15 protein-coding genes and 1 pseudogene are annotated in these 17,397 nt (G+C 64.4%); 9 read left to right on the top strand and 7 right to left on the bottom strand.

Annotated elements, in window-relative coordinates:
* Window positions 1-93: 93 nt before the first annotated feature.
* Window positions 94-2,538, bottom strand: a complete 2,445-nt coding sequence (locus CF68_RS07040) for a hypothetical protein (protein WP_152548460.1) — start codon at window positions 2,536-2,538, stop codon at window positions 94-96.
* 807 nt (window positions 2,539-3,345) lie between these two features.
* Between CF68_RS07040 and CF68_RS07030 the strand changes: the two genes are divergently transcribed.
* The 4 genes and pseudogenes from CF68_RS07030 (at window position 3,346) to CF68_RS07015 (ending at window position 5,030) form a co-directional block, all read left to right on the top strand.
* The gene (locus CF68_RS07030; RefSeq protein ID WP_035816995.1) at window positions 3,346-3,723 is read left to right on the top strand and encodes a hypothetical protein; all 378 of its coding nucleotides are present in this window, start codon (window positions 3,346-3,348) and stop codon (window positions 3,721-3,723) included.
* Between the two features lie 282 nt (window positions 3,724-4,005).
* Window positions 4,006-4,467: pseudogene (locus CF68_RS07025) on the top strand (polysaccharide deacetylase family protein); the annotation flags it as partial.
* Window positions 4,468-4,552: 85 nt separating this feature from the next.
* Window positions 4,553-4,762, top strand: a complete 210-nt coding sequence (locus CF68_RS07020; RefSeq protein WP_035816994.1) for a hypothetical protein — start codon at window positions 4,553-4,555, stop codon at window positions 4,760-4,762.
* Window positions 4,763-4,793: 31 nt separating this feature from the next.
* A complete protein-coding gene (locus tag CF68_RS07015; protein WP_035816993.1) occupies window positions 4,794-5,030 on the top strand; it encodes a hypothetical protein in 237 nt (78 codons plus the stop codon).
* Between the two features lie 27 nt (window positions 5,031-5,057).
* Here CF68_RS07015 and CF68_RS07010 read toward each other — a convergent pair whose 3' ends face one another.
* The 3 genes from CF68_RS07010 to CF68_RS07000 form a co-directional block, all read right to left on the bottom strand.
* Window positions 5,058-5,429 (bottom strand): type II toxin-antitoxin system HigA family antitoxin, encoded by a 372-nt coding sequence (locus CF68_RS07010; RefSeq protein WP_035817026.1) that lies wholly within the window; start codon window positions 5,427-5,429, stop codon window positions 5,058-5,060.
* A 5-nt stretch (window positions 5,430-5,434) separates the two neighbouring features.
* Entirely contained in the window at window positions 5,435-5,737 is a 303-nt protein-coding gene (locus CF68_RS07005; protein ID WP_035816992.1) for a type II toxin-antitoxin system HigB family toxin, read from the bottom strand.
* Window positions 5,738-5,812: 75 nt separating this feature from the next.
* Window positions 5,813-6,145 carry a multidrug efflux SMR transporter gene (locus tag CF68_RS07000; protein ID WP_035816990.1) on the bottom strand — a complete coding sequence of 111 codons (333 nt, stop codon included), beginning with the start codon at window positions 6,143-6,145 and terminating at the stop codon, window positions 5,813-5,815.
* Window positions 6,146-6,403: 258 nt separating this feature from the next.
* On the opposite strand from CF68_RS07000, the gene CF68_RS06995 reads away from it, so the two are divergent.
* Window positions 6,404-6,913, top strand: a complete 510-nt coding sequence (locus CF68_RS06995; protein WP_035816988.1) for a hypothetical protein — start codon at window positions 6,404-6,406, stop codon at window positions 6,911-6,913.
* Window positions 6,914-6,922: 9 nt separating this feature from the next.
* Here CF68_RS06995 and CF68_RS06990 read toward each other — a convergent pair whose 3' ends face one another.
* Window positions 6,923-8,101 carry a benzoate/H(+) symporter BenE family transporter gene (locus CF68_RS06990; protein WP_035816987.1) on the bottom strand — a complete coding sequence of 393 codons (1,179 nt, stop codon included), beginning with the start codon at window positions 8,099-8,101 and terminating at the stop codon, window positions 6,923-6,925.
* 337 nt (window positions 8,102-8,438) lie between these two features.
* Here CF68_RS06990 and CF68_RS06985 point away from each other — a divergent pair, with 337 nt between their 5' ends.
* Window positions 8,439-10,370, top strand: a complete 1,932-nt coding sequence (locus CF68_RS06985; RefSeq protein WP_035816986.1) for an ATP-binding cassette domain-containing protein — start codon at window positions 8,439-8,441, stop codon at window positions 10,368-10,370.
* A gap of 13 nt (window positions 10,371-10,383) precedes the next feature.
* Here the strand turns inward: CF68_RS06985 and CF68_RS37645 are convergent, their stop codons facing one another.
* Complete coding sequence (locus CF68_RS37645; protein WP_153953659.1) at window positions 10,384-10,527, bottom strand: hypothetical protein; 144 nt, start codon at window positions 10,525-10,527, stop codon at window positions 10,384-10,386.
* Window positions 10,524-11,735, bottom strand: a complete 1,212-nt coding sequence (locus CF68_RS06980; RefSeq protein WP_035816985.1) for an MFS transporter — start codon at window positions 11,733-11,735, stop codon at window positions 10,524-10,526. Before CF68_RS06980 ends, CF68_RS37645 begins: the two co-directional genes overlap by 4 nt.
* Window positions 11,736-12,082: 347 nt before the next feature.
* Between CF68_RS06980 and CF68_RS06975 the strand changes: the two genes are divergently transcribed.
* The 3 genes from CF68_RS06975 to parC all read left to right on the top strand — a co-directional run bounded on the left by CF68_RS06975 (window position 12,083) and on the right by parC (window position 17,389).
* Window positions 12,083-14,074, top strand: coding sequence for a DNA topoisomerase IV subunit B (locus CF68_RS06975; protein WP_035816983.1), 1,992 nt, complete (start codon window positions 12,083-12,085; stop codon window positions 14,072-14,074).
* Between the two features lie 105 nt (window positions 14,075-14,179).
* The gene (locus CF68_RS06970; RefSeq protein WP_035816982.1) at window positions 14,180-14,977 is read left to right on the top strand and encodes a lytic transglycosylase domain-containing protein; all 798 of its coding nucleotides are present in this window, start codon (window positions 14,180-14,182) and stop codon (window positions 14,975-14,977) included.
* Between the two features lie 72 nt (window positions 14,978-15,049).
* On the top strand, window positions 15,050-17,389 hold the full coding sequence (gene parC, locus CF68_RS06965; RefSeq protein WP_035816981.1) for a DNA topoisomerase IV subunit A: 2,340 nt from the start codon (window positions 15,050-15,052) through the stop codon (window positions 17,387-17,389).
* Window positions 17,390-17,397 lie beyond the last annotated feature (8 nt).

Raw genomic sequence — 17,397 nt, 5'->3', positions numbered from 1 at the left:
GAGGGGACACATTTTACGTCAAGGGATGCCAGCTTTAAAGTACCAGGCCCCCTGTACAGCAGCCCAGGTAGGCCTGTGCACGCATTTGTGGTACTACGAGGGGTCCGCTTTTATTGCACGGCCAGTCTGTCGGGAAAGCCAAATTCGTTTCGGCCGCATGATCGACCATCCGATGGCTATCCAAAGCCCTATGCCTAACAGCGTAATTGCCATACCAAGTGTGCGGTATGGGGTATCAAAGCGAGCAATCAAAACGTAGCGCCCAGCTGGCAACTGCCAACCGCGGAAACCCTTTACGTCAACGGGAAAGATGTCTTTCGCCCCGCCCGACCAACCGCAGTCATCACAGAGCAGTCGCGCGGACCATCCCTTGGAGTAGATTTCGTTCTCCACAACTGCTGTGGGCACGCCCAGGTCAATCTGATACCGAATCTCGGTCGTCCCATACGCCGAACATACTGCGTCCACGCGTGGAGCCTTGGACAAATCTGCGTCGTGCGTACGATGAAGGTCGGATACCGCAACCATGGTCCATGGAAGCATTGCGAAGCCCCGCAGATCGTCGGAGCCGAGGATGCTCTGCTGACGTTGGAATTTCATCGGCCCAGAATAGTCTTGCATAAAGTATTGACCACTGTAGTAGCCGCTCCAGGGAAAGCGGTCCGCAGTGGGTAACGGGACGTCATGGCGCGGACCACGGCATGTCTCGGTACGCAACTGACGCTTCAACGCTTCGCGTGTATCAGAGAACTTCCCCGCAATTGATTCGACCCATGCAGTACCGTCTTGCGCCGGCGGCGCAAAATACCTCTCGGTCCACGTCACGCACATCCAGTGCGATATTGCAACTGTCGCCAACGCAGGCATCACCAGCCCTCTTCCTGACTGCAAGAACACGGGAGACAGCGCCACGATCGTCAGGACCGCAGTGATGGCAATCGGGATCATGACACCATTCTGATTCACCCTGGCAACGAGCAGCGTGCTGGCGATGTACGCTGCAACAATGGCGGAGAATATTATCAACAATGGCTCCAGGCTCTTTTTCATGAAAAGACTGCAAAGGAAATTCAAGCCCAATGCAAGAATCGCCAGCCACCTAATGACGCTTATTACCTCCGCTCGCGCCGGCGTAGGCATGACGTTCAAGAGATAGCTCGAATACCAAATAAAAACGGCACCAACAACGAAAACCAACGGCTCGAGGGTCCAACCAAGCAATCTTGCCGCGAATCTGTTCAGGATAGCTGCCACCACGACAAGCAAGACCATCAGCAGGGCAATGTGGTCTTCTTTCGCATAGGCGCGCTCGAGATTCAGCGCGTGCACGCCATACCATACAAAAATCCCGAACAACAATGGCCAAATGTTCCCGGCTCTTTTCCCACCCTGATGATCATCCAACACTGTCACCGCCACGAGAATAGCGACGAGGCCAATGAGGGCTCGGTAGTCGGCCATCACAAACCGGCTCAAGCCGAGAGGTGGAATCATTAATACGAGAATCTGGTGCAGGGGCCCGGCTGCCATCAGCAATGCGATCAGCCCGGAAATCAATGGCCACATCATGCGGCGACGAACCTCGGCGATGCCCATTAAAAATAGCGCAACAACCGGAAACCCGACAAAGAACGATCGCATTGAAATATCATGCCCGAAATACGAGCTATTTATCGGGAATGCGAACGAGAGAATGTCGCCAGGTAACATGTAGTCATAAGCGAGTGTCCCAATGGTTTTCGAGCGGCCAATTTCCCCAGAGGAAAGAAACGCCGGCACAAGGGCTATTCCGGCAACCATCGTTCCTGCAACAAGCGCCACCAGTATCCAAACGCCCACACCAGATACGTCACGTTCCCGAAGCGCGCGTAGCACGCTAACCGTCGCTAGAACGAATAGCGTTGCCATCGCGGTTCCCGGATACCCGCCGGTCCATACAGCAAAAACCCACATTGGCAGAGTGACGACACCAATCATCAATGACGTCGACCTGATTCGCCAATCGGCAAATACCGGGCCGCACAACCATGGCAGAAATGCAAACGCTCTGACAATATCGGGGTGCTGGGAGTTCGAGTAGAAGCCCCCAAAGCATTGATAAAATATCCCCGCCAGCATGGATTCCCGCCACCCCACCCCCAACAGTCGTGCGCAGACGGCCGCGCCGATACTTCCAAGCAGCACGTGCGCGCCTTGCATCACGACAGCGGCATGGATGGTGTATGTTCCGTCAAACAAGGGAAACAGCCAGAACGGAAGATAAAACTCTCCGCTTTGCAGGTTCAGGAACAAGGGATACCCCATACCCTGAAAAGGAATCCAGGCGATCCCCTTGCCCAACTTGACTGCCTCGATCCAGTAGTACGGAATGGCGTGATAAGTCAACAGGAAGTCGTCGGGGAACGCGATGCCATCAAAGTAATGTCGCCAAAAAATCAGAAGATTTTGCCCGGCCAACAACAATAACGTAAGGCAACCTCGCACAGGCATCCATAGCTTTGCTTGTACATCGATACTTCCTTGTCGCAATATTTTCATGAACCTTGGTGCGATTGCGCGATTGAAAAGACGCAACTGCTTTTATTTGATGAACAGAGTAAGTACGGGAAGGCGCCAAGATTATAGTTTATGTGCTTGCGGGCTCGGGTCATCCTGGCTCGTGACTGACCTGAAGGCCAAAGAGACCCACCGGATTGAGCGTCAAGATCTTGGTGATCGTTTCATCAGCCTGTGGGGAGGGACCTAATCTCGGTAGATGCATTCCCCGCAAAGCACACTGTTTTCCGGGGGCGCTGGCAAGTCCGCGACACTTCGTGAAAGGCTGCTGCCCTGACGGCGTCGGCCAAGCCGCGCCAGCCATAGCTGCTTGCCGCTCGCTGGACGGCTTCCGACTTCCAGATGCGCTCGAACGCCTCAGGATCGAAGGCGGCGCCCGTGATCAGGCTCGTTTGCCTTGGTGTGCTCGCCAGCAAAATTTCCAACTCGTGCCGTACTTCCTCCAGCTGGTCGCCGCCGGGCTCGCCCAGCCCGTTCTCCCATCCGTGAACCCCCTTCGATTCGGTGCCCGCGTGCAGTCGATCCATCGCCGCCAAGAGGCGTGTGGCGACCTGCCGGACGCGACCGCTAAGGCCGACTATGATGCGATGCGTGGCAGTGGGGGACGTGCTGAAAGCGCTAGGGGCGTGCGAAGCGAAGCATCGGAAGACGGTGGAGGCGTGGCTGCGCTAGGACGGGGGAGGCCCGGCTCACGGTACAATGGCCGCCACTTTATCAGAGCCTAGCCGGAAGGGGGCACTTACCATGGGCGCTATCGCAACATGCACGCTCCAAAGGATGGACTGATTCATGGGCGCAATCGCACTGTTCGGCGCACTTGCGTGCTTTTGGTTCGTGGGCGCTAAGCGCGCCGCATTCGTGCTCGCGGGCGTCATGGTGCTCGGCCCCGTTGTGTTCCTCATGAACCGCCAAGGAGGGCAATTAGATGGGAACCATGCGTGGTTCTCCGATCTCATCCCGAGTACGCTTGTGGCACGGTTTCATTGCCCAGATGATGGCGAGCCGGTGAAAACCCGCATTTTCACTGAGGAACATGTCGATACCGAAGTGCACCGGCTCATCAGCACAGGTGTTTGCCAGAATGACGCCATCACACGCATACACATCGGATGGGGAGCGAAGTTCGCCCCTGAATATCTCGCCCGCTATGGGCGCCGCGTGCCTTAGCCACGGATCGCGCCCGCATCGCCGACCAGGCCTGTGAGCTCAGCTACGATGCCCTGACGACGGGCCAATAGGGCGTGAGCGATTTGCCGGAATGTCTACTGCAATCATCATTCTGTCTATTTTCGGGTGATTCGCCAATTCAAATATTGAGTGGCGGCTATGCTTCGGCTGGCTCTGCGCGATAGGCCGACCAGTAGTAGGGCTGTGCCGGTTGTGGCGGGCCAGCTTCTTCTCGATGAATGATCTTGCTTCTCGATTCAGATGGTGTGTAGTGGTCAAGTTAGTGCCACCAATTACTTGGTGTCCGGCCAGATCGACGGCAGCAATGTCTGGGATGCCAGCCAAGGTGTGCCGCCTGCTCCGCTGATGAATGCCGAAGAGGTGCGGGAATGGGCCCGTCTCGGCCAGGAGGTTGGCGCCCATACGGTCGACCATGTGCATCTGCCGGCATTGCCGCCGGCGGAAGCCCGCCGGCAGATTGAAACCTCCAAGGCAGCGCTGGAGGACTTGGTGGCGATGCCGGTCACGGCGTTTTGCTACCCTTATGGCGAACAGCAGGCGGCGCACCGGGAAATGGTGCGCGAGGCTGGCTACGACAACGCCACGCTGACGCAGCGCGGGCTGGCGCGTGCCGATGACAACCCTTTCGGCCTGCCGCGTGTCCATGTGCATTGCGGCACCAACCTGATCCGCTTCCTGCAGAAATGCCTGACGCGGCATGAGGACAAGCGGCGGGGCGACTGACCTCAGGCTGCGCTACTGTGGGCTAGCCCCCGACAGGGACCTCATTCCGTTACACATCAATCCTCCAAACTCCGGAGAGCTCGCCATGGAACTGAAATACAAGGGCCGGGAGATCTCAATCCAGGCCAAAAAGGACGCGAGCGGCCAGTGGGACTGGTCATATGGCATCCGCGGTCACGGACACCGGCACAACACCGGGGCGCTTGCTCCTACGGAATCGGTCGCGATTGATAACGCCTATGCGTCCGCGAAACGGGAGATTGACCAGGCCACTTCAGGCGACGCCAACGACTGACACTTCCTGAACGCCACTAGTGGAGAAAGACATGGATCTCCAAGGGTTCACGTATTACCGCGACCACTGGTATGAAGCTTCGGCAACGTCCCGTGGCGTTGGCGGCCCCTGGCAAGGTGAGGTGACCATCTGCGCGAAAGCGGCAGATGGAGCGCCGCTCAAGGTCTTCGATCACCATCTTGTTCCGGGCCAGTTCTTCAGCGAAGGCGAGGCATGGCAGCATGCCTCGGACTGGGCCAGGAAGCAGATCGATGCGCGCTTTAGCTAGCACGCGCACCAGCCGCTGCGCCAGTGCTCACGCCGCACTGCGCTCGGCGATCAGTACGTTCGCAGGAATCTTCAGGTCACGGTGCAGCCGCCGGATCATGGCCAGACTCAGGGCGCGCTTGCCATTCAGCACTTCATATACGCGATTGAGGTTACCCAGGTACGGTTGCATGTCGCGTGGCGTGAGGCCAGCTTGTTCCATGCGAAAGCGGATCGCGGCGATCGGATCCGGCAGGTCCATCGGAAAGTGCACGGCTTCATACCGTTCCACCAGAATGGAGAGGATTTCCAGCTTGTCGCCCTCAGGCGTATCGGGCGCAGGATCTGCGTCGACCAGGGCGGAGACCGCGGCCAGCGCTTCCTTGTAGTCGGCTTCAGTGTGCAGGGGGCGGATATCCATGGTGATCACTCCATTTCCACGGTGGCGGCATCAATGCGGTCATAGTCGAGATGGGTGCCGATGAACTTCACATAGACGACACCCAACCGGTATGCGACAGCGACGATAAGCCGGTACTTGTTCCCGCCGAGATTGAAGGCCACGCGGTTGTTGCCAACGAAGCTGGCACTGGCGTAGCGCGCCTTGATGTCCCTGGGCGCGGTCCAGGCCGCGCAGCGGGCTTCTTCGTGCCAGGCAAGCAGCGGTAGCCTGGCTTCGGGGTGGAACTTGCTGAATTGCAGCAAAGACCTCTTCGCTATGATTCGCATGTGGGCAATGCTAGTCCCAAAATGGGACTGCGGCAAGAGTGGATGGGTGTCAGCCACTGCCGAGCATACCTACGATCAATGCGCGCTCGTCTTCGAAAACAGCTGAATGACGGCGACGCCGGCAATAATCAGACCAATCCCAGCGCAAGCCGCCAGGTCCGGCACCTGCCGGTACAGCACCACCGCGATCAGCGACACCAGCACGATCCCGGCCCCGCTCCAGATTGCATAGGCGATGCCGACCGGCACCGTGCGCATCACAAGCATCAGCATATAGAAGGCGGCGACGTAGCCGGAGACCACCAGTACGCTGGGCACCAGCCGCGTAAAGCCCTGCGACGCCTTCAGGCTGCTGGTGGCGATGACTTCCGCGACGATGGCGAGGGCGAGGAGCAAGTATCCGTTCATGGGAGCGTACAAGTGGGTGGGCCGAAACGGGCCGAAGCCGGCATCTTAGCGCCCCCGCATGTTGCGCCAAAGCCGCGTCCCTCCCTTGCGGTGGTTGTGCAAAGCGGTGATGGGGGATTGAATGTGGCTATAACGACAAGAACAAGCGGGCGCATGGCTGGCCCGCGGCACAAGTCCTACAAGGCAGTCGTAGTTGGCCCGACCAAGCCGGCACGAATCTCACGATGCCGGCGGCGGGCATGGGGTAAGGGGAGCGGTATGCATCACAATGGCATCGACGGCACGGCCGCCTGGACGTCTTCGCAGCCCGGCGACGGGGAGCCCGCACCGGACGCGAATCCGTGGCAGGACACCATCGCCGCGGCGGACCACGCACTGGAAGAGGCCTTGCGCATCCAACGCGGCGTGCAGCACAACCTGAAGCTGTTGCAGGAAGTGCGGTCGCTGCGCGAGGAGTTGCGCAAGGCCCATGCGGAGGTCGATCGCTACCGGGGCATGCATGCCCGGGTGGTGGTCAGCATGCGTCAGCTTGACGACGACCATATGGGGGAAATGAGCCGGCTCCAGGCGGCGAACGAGATGCTGCAGGTGCGCCATCGCGTCTACAAGCTGATGGCCGAGCACTACGCGCGCGTGGCGTTGACCCTGGATCCGGAGACCTTCGCGGCCCACCGCGACCGCGTGCTGCAGCATGTCTTGTTCCAGCGCCGCAGGGGCGTGTCGTCCGACGATATCGGCTACGCGGACGTGGCTTTCCTGATGCTCTAGCGGCGATGCTCAGGCGGCGCGCTGGCGCAGCACGTGGAACGCCAGCATGCCGCCCACCACGCCCCAGAACGCAGAGCCGACACCCGCCAGGGTCATGCCGGACGCCGTGATCATGAAGGTCAGCAGCGCGGCTTCGCGCTCGGCCGGGATTTGCATGGCCACGGTCAGGCCGTTGGCGATCGAGCCCATCAGCGCGAACGCGGTCACGCCCACCACCAGCGCTTGCGGAAAGGCCGCAAACAGCGCCGCGATGCTGGCCGCCAGCGTGCCCGCGACCAGGTAGCCCACGCCGCAGACCACGGCCGCGGTATAGCGGCGGTTGCGGTCGGGGTCGGCCTGCGGGCCGGTGCAGATGGCGGCGGTGATCGCCGCCAGGTTGACGCCGTGCGAGCCGAACGGCGCCAGCACGGCCGAGGTCAGGCCGGTGATCGAGATCAGGCGCGAGGCCGGCACATGGTAGCCATCGGCTTGCAGCACGGCCAGCCCGGGGATGTTCTGCGAGGCCAGCGCCACGATGAATAGCGGAGCCGCCATGCTGACCAAGGCCGACAGCGAGAACGCTGGCGTGGTCCACACCGGCACCGCCAACTCCAGCCGCACTCCCGAGAAATCGAGCTGGCCGAGCACGCCGGCGACCACCGCCCCGGTCAGCAGCACCCCTGGCACCGCATAGGCCGGCCACACGCGCCGCCCGAGCAGGTAGGCGGCAAACATCGCCAGCAGCAGCACGGTCTGGTGCTGCGCCTGCACGAACACATCCACGCTGATGCGGAACAGGATGCCGGCCAGCAGGGCAGAGGCGATGCTGGCGGGCAGGGCGCGCATCAGCTTGTCGAACCAGCCGGTCATGCCGGCCGCGGCCATCATCAGCCCGGCCAGCAGGAAGGCGCCGATGGCTTCCGCGTAGGGCACGCCGGGCAGGCTGGCGATCAGCAACGCCGCGCCGGGCGTGGACCAGGCCACCACGATCGGCACGCGCAGCGCCAGCGACAGGCCGATGGTGGTGATCCCCATGCCCATCGACAGCGCCCAGATCCAGGACGAGATCTGGGCATCGGTCAGGTGGGCGGCGTGGCCGGCCTGGATCATCAGCACCAGCGAACTGGTATAGCCGGTGAGCGTCGCGACCAGCCCGGCGACGAGCGCGGACACGGACAGGTCGGACAATTTCAGCGAAGCGGTGGTCATCGGAAGGGGCGGCGGCAGGCCATTGGCACGGCCGACATCTTCGCATGAGTGCCTTGGCCGTACCAATTTGCCGCGGCGCCGTCCCGAAATCGCGGTTGACGGGGCTTTCCCTTACGGACTTTTCCGACTGGAGCGGGCAGGGGGGCGTTGTTATGCTGGCTTCGTGCCTTGCGAGCAGGGCACCGAGGAGAGACTCTTGGGCCCGCAGTGCGCGGGCCCTTCTTTTTTGGGGCCAGCCTTGGCCCGGTCCCGGTCGTCTACAATGCGGGCTGCCGTGCCACGCCAGCCCTGGCTGCCTGGCCGTCCCTCCTTTCTCTCGTCGTCTCGTCTTTTTCCCATGGCCCTGTTTTCCATTACCGACGCCCAGCTTGCCTTCGGGCACGTGGCCCTGCTCGATCACACCGATTTTTCGCTGGAGGCCGGCGAGCGCGTGGGTCTGATCGGGCGCAACGGCTCGGGCAAGTCTTCGCTGCTGAAGATCGTGGCGGGGCTGTCGGCGCCGGACGACGGGCTGATCGCGCGCCAGAGCGGCGTGACCAGCGCCTACGTGCCGCAGGAGCCGCAGTTCGAGGCGGGCATCACCGTGTTCGACGCCGTCTCGCAGGGCATGGGCGATGCGCACGACCTGCTGGTGCGCTACGAGGCCGCCGCCGACCGTGTGGCCGAGAACCACGACGACGAAGCCGCACTGGCCGAATTGCACCGGCTGCAGTCCGAGCTGGACGCAGCCGGCGCCTGGCAGCTTCGCACCCGCGTGGAAACCACGCTGGCGCGCCTGGGGCTGGATTCGCACACGCGCGTCGAGGCACTGTCCGGCGGCCTGCAGAAACGCGTGGCGCTGGCGCAGGCGCTGGTGGCCGAGCCCGACATCCTGCTGCTGGACGAGCCCACCAACCACCTCGATGTGGAAGCGATCCGCTGGCTGGAAGACCTGCTGCTGGGCTTCCGCGGCAGCGTGCTGCTGATCACCCACGACCGCGCCTTCCTCGACCGCGTGGCCACGCGCATCATCGAACTGGACCGCGGCCGGCTGGTGTCCTTCCCCGGCAACTTTGCCGCCTACCAGGCGCGCAAGGAAGAGATGCTGGCAGCCGAGCAGGTCGAGCAGGCCAAGTTCGACAAGCTGCTGGCGCAGGAAGAGGTGTGGATCCGCAAGGGGGTGGAGGCGCGCCGCACGCGCAGCGTGTCGCGCATCCAGCGCCTGGTGGCGATGCGCAACGAGCGCGCCGCGCGCCGTGAAGTCCAGGGCAACGTCAAGCTGGAAGTGTCGCAGGCCGACCGCTCCGGCAAGATCGTGTCGGAGCTGACCGACGTCAGCAAGGCCTATGGCGACAAGGTGGTGGTGCGCGACTTCACCGCCACCATCATGCGCGGAGACAAGGTTGGCCTGATCGGCCCCAACGGCGCCGGCAAGACCACGCTGCTGCGGCTGATCCTGGGCGAACTGGCGCCGGACAGCGGCACCGTGCGCAACGGCAGCAACCTGCAGGTGGCGTATTTCGACCAGATGCGTACCGCGCTGGATCTGGAGCGCTCGCTGGCCGATACCATCAGCCCGGGCAGCGACTGGGTCGAGGTCAACGGCCAGCGCAAGCATGTGATGAGCTACCTGGGCGACTTCCTGTTTGCGCCGGAACGCGCGCGTTCGCCGGTCAAATCGCTGTCCGGCGGCGAGCGCAACCGGCTGCTGCTGGCGCGCCTGTTTGCGCGGCCGGCCAATGTGCTGGTGCTGGACGAACCGACCAACGACCTCGACATCGACACGCTGGAACTGCTGGAAGAACTGCTGCAGGACTACGGCGGCACCGTGTTCCTGGTATCGCACGACCGCGCCTTCCTGGACAACGTGGTGACCTCGACCCTGGCCGCCGAGGGCGATGGCGTGTGGCGCGAGTCGGTGGGCGGGTATTCAGACTGGGTCGAGCAGTCGGCCCGCAGCGCCGCGCTGCAGGCGGCGCGCAAGCCGGAGCAGAAGGCGGCGGAGCCGGCAAAGGGCAAGGATTCGCGCGAGGCGCGCGGCGCCAATCGTACGGTCAAGCTGTCGTACAAGGAGCAGCGCGAGCTGGACGGCCTGCCGGAGCGCATTGCCGCGCTGGAAACCGAGCAGAAGTCGATCTCGGCGCAGTTGGAAGACGGTTCGCTCTATGTCAGCGATGCGCCCAAGGCCGTGCAGCTGGGCACCCGGCACGACGAGATCGAGATGGAACTGCTGGAAGCGCTGGAGCGCTGGGAAGTGCTGGAGGCGAAGTCGAAGGGCGAGGGCGTGTGAGCGTCTGGCTGCGTCACCCGCACCACGCCAGCACCATGTTGGTCAGGTCGACCATAAAACCCGGCCGCAGGTAGCCCACGAAGCCCAGCGCTAGCAGCCCGGCCAGCACCGCCAGTCCGGCTGCCTTCGCCACGCGGACGCGGGCCGCTGTCATCATGCCGCCGCCGGCTGCGCACGCACCAGCGCATGCTCGCGGATCGGCAGGTTCACCAGCGCGGCCACCACGCCCAGCGCGATCGAGATCAGCCACACCGTGTTGTAGCCGCCGGTGCGGTCATAGAGGTAGCCGCCCAGCCAGGCCCCCAGGAAGCTGCCGATCTGGTGCGAGAAGAACACCACGCCCGACAGCATCGACAGGTATTTCACGCCGAATACCTGGGCGATGATGCCGTTGGTCAGCGGCACCGTGGACAGCCACAGGAAGCCCATCAGCGCCGCGAACACCCAGGTGCTGGCCACCGTCAGCGGCAGCAGCAGGTAGCCGGCGATCACCACCGAGCGCGTCACGTAGATGGCGGACAGCAGGTAGCGCTTGGGCAGGCGCTGGCCCAGCGCGCCGGCGGTATAGGTGCCGAATACATTGAACAGCCCGATCAGCGCTAGGGCCACGACGGCGACTTTCGGGTCGGTCAGGCCCTGGTCCTTCAGGTAGGGCGCCAGGTGCACGCCGATAAACACCACCTGGAAGCCGCACACGAAGTAGCCCAGCGTCAGCAGCTGGAAGTTGCGGTTGCCGAAGGCTTCGTGCACGGCCTGGCCGATGGTCTGGTGGTGGCCGCCGGTGTGGCCCGACTCGCGCGGCTCGCGCAGCGTCAGCGCCAGCGGCAGCATCACGCAGGCCATCAGCGCCATCACGTACAGCGCGTTCTGCCAGCCCAGGCCGGAGATCAGGCCCTGTTCCACCGGGATCATCAGGAACTGGCCGAAGGAGCCGGCCGCGGCGGCGATGCCCATGGCCCAGACCCGCTTTTCGGGGCTGGCCACGCGGCCGATCACGCCGTAGACGATGCTGTAGGTGGTGCCGGACTGGGCGATGCCGATCATCACGCCGGCACCGGTGGCAAAGGCGGTGCCGCTGGTGGCCAGTGCCATTACCACCAGCCCGGCCACGTACAGCGCCACGCCGACCAGCATGATGCGCAGCGCGCCGAACTTGTCGGCGAGCGCGCCGGCAAAGGGCTGGCTGGCGCCCCACATCAGGTTCTGCAGCGCCAGCGCGAAGGCGAAGGTCTCGCGGTTCCAGCCATGGGCCTGGGTGATCGGCAGGTTGAACAGGCCGAAGCCGTGCCGGATGCCCATTGAAAGGGTCACGAGCAGCCCACCGCACACAAGTACGGTGGTCAGGGAGAGTTGTCGGTTCTGCATGTCTTGGCTCGATGTGCGGCAGTCCCGCCGGGTAGGCGCGGTGCCGACAGGGATTGTGTGTGCTTGTTGTTGTCCGTGCCGGGACGGCAATCGGGCTTGCCGGGGCCGGGTGCTGGCGAGTTTACTCCGGGTCGGGAAAACGCGTACGGCGCTGCCCCCGTTGCCGGCGCCCTGGCAAAAAGTGGCGGCGGCCCGGCAAACCGGCGCCAGCGCGGGTCGGCAGGCCAAGCGCCTTTTTGGCGGGATTGCCGTCGCCCGCTTCCATTACAATGCAGTGCCCGGTGCCCCGGCGCGTGCACAGTTGTGCGCCTCATGGCAGCCGGGACCATCACTTTCGTAGCGACTCCATGGCGAGCAAAACCAGTCAGTACAGCGAATCTTCCATCCGGGTCCTGAAGGGCCTGGAGCCGGTCAAGCAGCGTCCCGGCATGTACACCCGGACCGACAACCCCCTGCATATCGTGCAGGAGGTGATCGACAACGCCTCGGACGAGGCCCTCGGCGGCCACGGCTCCGAGATCCTGGTGACCCTGCATCGCGACGGCAGCCTCAGCGTGGAGGACGACGGCCGCGGCATCCCGGTGGGCATCCACCCGGAAGAAGGCGTGCCGGTGGTCGAGATCGTCTTCACCCGGCTGCATGCCGGCGGCAAGTTCGACAAGGGCAAGGGCGGTGCCTATGCCTTCTCGGGCGGCCTGCACGGCGTGGGCGTGTCGGTGACCAATGCCTTGTCGACGCAGCTGGACGTGACCGTGTGGCGCGACAGCATGTGCTCGACGCTGACCTTCTCCGGCGGCGACGTGACCGTGCCGCTGGCCTCGCGCAAGATCGAGCGTGGCGAGAAGAAAAGCGGCACCCGCGTGCAGGTGTGGCCGGATGCCAAATATTTCGACTCGGCCGCGATCCCGCTGGCCGAGCTGCAGCGCCTGCTGCGCAGCAAGGCGGTGCTGCTGCCGGGCGTCAAGGTCACGCTGGTGACCGAGAAGACCGGCGAGCGCCAGACCTGGCAGTACGACCAGGGCCTGAAGGGCTACCTGGTCGAGGCGCTGGCGCAGGGCAGCGGCGCCGAGCTGGTGATCCCGATGTTCGAGGGCGAGCACTTTGCCGACCCCGACGCCAATCCCGGCGAAGAAGGCTTTGCCGACGGCGAAGGCGCCTCCTGGGTGGTGGCCTGGACCGAAGACGGCGCGCCGGTGCGCGAGTCCTACGTCAACCTGATCCCGACTCCGGCCGGCGGCACGCATGAGTCCGGCCTGCGCGAGGGGCTGTTCCAGGCGGTCAAGAGCTTTATTGAGATGCACGCGCTGCAGCCCAAGGGCGTCAAGCTGATGAGCGAAGACGTGTTTGCGCGCGCCTCGTTCGTGCTGTCGGCCAAGGTGCTGGACCCGCAGTTCCAGGGCCAGATCAAGGAACGCCTGAACAGCCGCGACGCGGTGCGGCTGGTCTCCACCTTCAGCCGCCCGGCGCTGGAGCTGTGGCTGAACCACCATGTCGAGTACGGCAAGAAGCTGGCCGAGCTGGTGATCCGCCAGGCCCAGGCGCGCACGCGCGCGGCGCAGAAGGTTGAGAAGAAAAAGGGCTCCGGCGTGGCCGTGCTGCCCGGCAAGCTGACCGACTGCGAGTCCACCGACGTGACCCGCAACGAACTGTTCCTGGTCGAGGGCGACTCGGCCGGCGGCTCGGCCAAGATGGGCCGCGACAAGGAGTTCCAGGCCATCCTGCCGCTGCGCGGCAAGGTGCTCAATACCTGGGAGACCGAGCGCGACCGCCTCTTTGCCAACAACGAAGTGCACGACATCGCGGTGGCGATCGGCGTGGACCCGCACGGCGCCAACGACGAGCCCGACCTGTCCAACCTGCGCTACGGCAAGATCTGCATCCTGTCCGACGCGGACGTGGACGGCGCGCATATCCAGGTGCTGCTGCTGACGTTGTTCTTCCGGCACTTCCCCAAGCTGATCGATACCGGCAACGTCTGTGTGGCGCGTCCGCCGCTGTTCCGCGTCGACGCGCCCGCGCGCGGCAAGAAGCCGGCGCAGAAGCTGTACGCGCTGGACGAAGGCGAGTTGCTGGCGATCCAGGACAAGCTGCTCAAGGACGGCGTCAAGGAAAACTCGTGGCAGATTTCCCGCTTCAAGGGCCTGGGCGAAATGAGCGCCGAGCAGCTCTGGGAAACCACCATGAACCCCGACACGCGGCGCTTGCTGCCCGTGTCGCTGGGCGAATACGACCTGCCGCAGACCGTCGAGATGATGAATATGCTGATGGGCAAGGGCGAGGCCGCACAGCGCCGCAGCTGGCTGGAAGAGAAGGGCAACGAGGTCGAGGCCGATATCTGAGCGATACCTGAGCGGAAAGCGGCGGCCGGAGATTGGGTAGATAATCCCCAGTCTGCCTGGCCGTCATTCCCGACGGCCGCCAACGGACATATTCTGGAACGCACGATGACGACGAGAACTCCCGGCAAACCATGGCGCAAGGCGGCGGCAGCCGTCGTGGCGCTGGCCGGGCTCGCCTTCGTGCCGGCGGCGCATGCCGAGTTGTGGGGCTTTATCGATGCCGACGGCGTGGCGCACTTTGCCGACCAGAAGCTCGACGCGCGCTACAAGCTGTTCATGAAGGACGGCGGCAAGCTGGATGCCGGGCGCCTGGCGGCGCGGCAGTCGCAGGCGGCCGCAGGCGCGGACATCGACCTGGAGCAGCACAAGCTGTACCGCTACGTCGTCAACCATCCCAATATCAAGACCGTCGAGCCGCTGATCCACCAGATCGCCGGCAAGCAGGACGTCGACCCGGCGCTGGTCAAGGCGGTGATGGCGGTGGAGTCGGGCTTCAACCCGGGTGCGGTGTCGCCCAAGGGCGCGATCGGCCTGATGCAGGTGATCCCCGACACCGGCGCTCGCTTTGGCGTGAGCGCCGATGCGCGCCGCAGCATCGAGCAGAAGCTGGCCGATCCACGCACCAATATCACCGCGGGCGTGCGCTACCTGAGCTGGCTGATGCAGCTGTTCCCGAACAACCTGGAGCTGGTGCTGGCTGCGTACAACGCCGGCGAGGGCGCGGTGCAGCGCTACAACAACCGCATTCCGCCTTACCCGGAGACCCGGCAGTACGTCAGCACCGTGCTGCAGTTCTACCGGCTGTACCAGCCGCAGCAGGGCGCGGTGCTGACGCGCGCCAGCGCCAGCGCGGACGGCCCGCGCGTGAAGATGGTCATCGGCGGGCGCCGCCCCATGCCCTGACCGGCATACCCGAACAACAAGCAACCCGGCGCGCCGGCAGTTCAACATGGCGCGCCGAATTCTTGCCTACCCATGGAACAACAAGACATCACGTTTCAACCTGAAGAGCCGGCCGATTCGCTGACGCTGGCGCGCTACGCCGAGCGCGCCTACCTTGACTACGCCGTCAGCGTGGTCAAGGGCCGCGCGCTGCCCGAGGTGGCCGACGGCCAGAAGCCGGTGCAGCGGCGCATCCTGTTCTCGATGCACGAGATGGGCCTGCGCGCCGACGCCAAGCCGGTTAAGTCCGCGCGCGTGGTCGGCGATGTGCTGGGCAAGTTCCACCCGCACGGCGACCAGTCTGCCTATGACGCGCTGGTGCGCCTGGCGCAGGACTTCTCGCTGCGCTACCCGCTGATCGACGGCCAGGGCAACTTCGGCTCGCGCGATGGCGACGGCGCGGCGGCGATGCGCTACACCGAAGCGCGCCTGACGCCGATCTCGCGGCTGCTGCTCGACGAGATCGACGAAGGCACGGTCGATTTCGCCCCCAACTACGACGGCTCGATGCAGGAGCCCAAGCTGTTGCCGGCAAGGCTGCCGTTCGTGCTGCTCAACGGCGCCTCGGGCATTGCGGTGGGCATGGCGACCGAGATCCCGCCGCACAACCTGCGCGAAGTCGCCGCGGCCACCGTGGCGATGATCCGCAATCCCAATATCACGCTGGCCGAGCTGCTGGCGCTGATGCCGGGGCCGGACTACCCGGGCGGCGGCCAGATCATCTCGCCGGCGTCCGATATCGCCCAGATCTACGAAGGCGGGCGCGGCAGCCTGAAGGTGCGCGCGCGCTGGACCATCGAGGAGATGGCGCGCGGCCAGTGGCAGCTGGTGGTGACCGAGCTGCCGCCGAACACTTCGGCGCAGAAGGTGCTGGAAGAGATCGAGGAAATCACCAACCCCAAGATCAAGACCGGCAAGAAGGCGCTGACGCAGGACCAGCAGCAGCTCAAGGCCACCGTGCTGGCGGTGCTGGATGCGGTGCGCGATGAATCCGGCAAGGATGCGCCGGTGCGGCTGGTGTTCGAGCCCAAGAGCAAGAACGTCGGCCAGCAGGAGTTCATCCATACGTTGCTGGCGCATACCAGCCTGGAGTCTGGCGCGCCGATCAACCTGGTGATGATTGGCACCGACGGGCGCCCGCGCCAGAAGGGCCTGCGCGAGATCCTGTCCGAGTGGATCGCGTTCCGCTTCGACACCGTCACGCGCCGCACGCGCCACCGCCTGGGCAAGGTCGAGGACCGCATCCATATCCTCGAAGGCCGGATGCTGGTGCTGCTCAATATCGACGAGGTGATCCGCATCATCCGCGAGAGCGACGAGCCCAAGCCGGCGCTGATCGAGGCCTTCGGCCTGAGCGACCGCCAGGCCGAGGACATCCTCGAAATCCGGCTGCGCCAGCTGGCGCGCCTGGAAGCGATCCGGATCGAGAAGGAACTGAAGGAGCTGCGCGAGGAGCAGGCCGACCTGGACGTGCTGCTCAAGTCCGATACCATGATGCGCCGCCGCATCATCAAGGAGATCGAGACCGACGCCAAGCAATACAGCCCGGAAGACAAGGACCCGCGCCGCACCCTGATCCAGGAAGAGCGCCGCGCCGCGGCCGAAGTGCGCGTGGTCGACGAGCCGGTGACGGTGGTGATGTCGCAGAAGGGCTGGGTGCGCACGCGCCAGGGCCATGGCCACGATGCGCAGCAGTTCACCTTCAAGGCTGGCGACGCGCTCTACGGCACCTTCGAATGCCGCACCGTCGACGTGCTGCTGGCCTTCGGCACCAACGGCCGGGTCTATTCCGTGCCGGTCGCCAGCCTGCCTGGCGGGCGCGGCGACGGGGTGCCCATCACCACGCTGATCGAACTGCAGTCCGGCAGCCAGGTCGCGCATACCTTTGCCGGCAGCGCCGAGCAGCGCATGCTGATCGCCACCGCGGGCGGCAATGGCTTCCAGACCAAGGTCGGCGACATGATCAGCCGGCAGAAGGGCGGCAAGTCATTCCTGACGCTCGATGACGGCGACACGCCGCTGGTGCCGGCGCCGCTGGGCGACGAGGCGACCCATGCGGCCTGCCTGTCCGGCAACGGCCGCCTGCTGCTGGTGGCGCTCGATGAAGTGAAGGTGCTGTCCGCAGGCGGGCGCGGCGTGATCCTGATGGAGCTGGAACCCAAGGAGAAGCTGCTGCAGGCCGTGGGCGTCGGCGCGCCGGGGCTGATGCTCTCGGGCGCGGGGCGCGGCGGCAAGCCGGCCTCGCAGAAGCTGGCAGGCGTGGCCTTGCAGGCCTACGTGGGCAAGCGCGCGCGCAAGGGCAAGGCGATCGAGGCCAAGCTCAAGGAGCCGCGCATCGATCCGGTGCGCGTGGAGCCGCCGGCCGGCAACTGAGTGCCCTA

This window comes from Cupriavidus sp. SK-4 (genome assembly GCF_000611125.1).
In the GTDB taxonomy this organism is placed as follows: domain Bacteria; phylum Pseudomonadota; class Gammaproteobacteria; order Burkholderiales; family Burkholderiaceae; genus Cupriavidus; species Cupriavidus necator.
The sequence above is the reverse complement of the archived record's forward strand: the minus strand, read 5'-3'. Positions and strand labels throughout refer to the sequence as shown.

Coding starts and splice junctions, on each gene's coding strand:
- CF68_RS07020 (WP_035816994.1), top strand. CDS start 4,553: ATGGAACTGAAATACAAGGGCCGGGAGATCTCAATCCAGGCCAAAAAG.
- CF68_RS07010 (WP_035817026.1), bottom strand. CDS start 5,429: ATGGATATCCGCCCCCTGCACACTGAAGCCGACTACAAGGAAGCGCTG.
- CF68_RS07030 (WP_035816995.1), top strand. CDS start 3,346: ATGGGCGCAATCGCACTGTTCGGCGCACTTGCGTGCTTTTGGTTCGTG.
- CF68_RS06975 (WP_035816983.1), top strand. CDS start 12,083: ATGGCGAGCAAAACCAGTCAGTACAGCGAATCTTCCATCCGGGTCCTG.
- CF68_RS37645 (WP_153953659.1), bottom strand. CDS start 10,527: ATGATGACAGCGGCCCGCGTCCGCGTGGCGAAGGCAGCCGGACTGGCG.
- CF68_RS06985 (WP_035816986.1), top strand. CDS start 8,439: ATGGCCCTGTTTTCCATTACCGACGCCCAGCTTGCCTTCGGGCACGTG.
- CF68_RS06990 (WP_035816987.1), bottom strand. CDS start 8,101: ATGACCACCGCTTCGCTGAAATTGTCCGACCTGTCCGTGTCCGCGCTC.
- parC (WP_035816981.1), top strand. CDS start 15,050: ATGGAACAACAAGACATCACGTTTCAACCTGAAGAGCCGGCCGATTCG.
- CF68_RS07040 (WP_152548460.1), bottom strand. CDS start 2,538: ATGAAAATATTGCGACAAGGAAGTATCGATGTACAAGCAAAGCTATGG.
- CF68_RS07015 (WP_035816993.1), top strand. CDS start 4,794: ATGGATCTCCAAGGGTTCACGTATTACCGCGACCACTGGTATGAAGCT.
- CF68_RS07000 (WP_035816990.1), bottom strand. CDS start 6,145: ATGAACGGATACTTGCTCCTCGCCCTCGCCATCGTCGCGGAAGTCATC.
- CF68_RS07005 (WP_035816992.1), bottom strand. CDS start 5,737: ATGCGAATCATAGCGAAGAGGTCTTTGCTGCAATTCAGCAAGTTCCAC.
- CF68_RS06970 (WP_035816982.1), top strand. CDS start 14,180: ATGACGACGAGAACTCCCGGCAAACCATGGCGCAAGGCGGCGGCAGCC.
- CF68_RS06995 (WP_035816988.1), top strand. CDS start 6,404: ATGCATCACAATGGCATCGACGGCACGGCCGCCTGGACGTCTTCGCAG.
- CF68_RS06980 (WP_035816985.1), bottom strand. CDS start 11,735: ATGCAGAACCGACAACTCTCCCTGACCACCGTACTTGTGTGCGGTGGG.